This is a genomic window from Streptomyces sp. ASQP_92 (assembly GCF_025399895.1).
In the GTDB taxonomy this organism is placed as follows: domain Bacteria; phylum Actinomycetota; class Actinomycetes; order Streptomycetales; family Streptomycetaceae; genus Streptomyces.
In genome coordinates, this window is the sequence record NZ_JAODUA010000076.1 from 1 (window position 1) to 254 (window position 254).

Sequence of the window (254 nt, forward strand, 5' to 3'; positions counted from 1 at the left end):
GATTCGATATTGGGCGTTTCAAAGCGGGTACCGGAATATCAACCGGTTGTCCATCGACTACGCCTGTCGGCCTCGCCTTAGGTCCCGACTTACCCTGGGCAGATCAGCTTGACCCAGGAACCCTTAGTCAATCGGCGCACACGTTTCTCACGTGTGTATCGCTACTCATGCCTGCATTCTCACTCGTGAACCGTCCACCACTAGCTTCCGCTGCAGCTTCACCCGGCACACGACGCTCCCCTACCCATCCCAGC

1 rRNA gene is annotated in these 254 nt (G+C 57.5%); it reads right to left on the reverse strand.

The window, feature by feature from the left end:
• Nucleotides 1–254 (reverse strand): 23S ribosomal RNA (locus N4G70_RS36970); the annotation flags it as partial.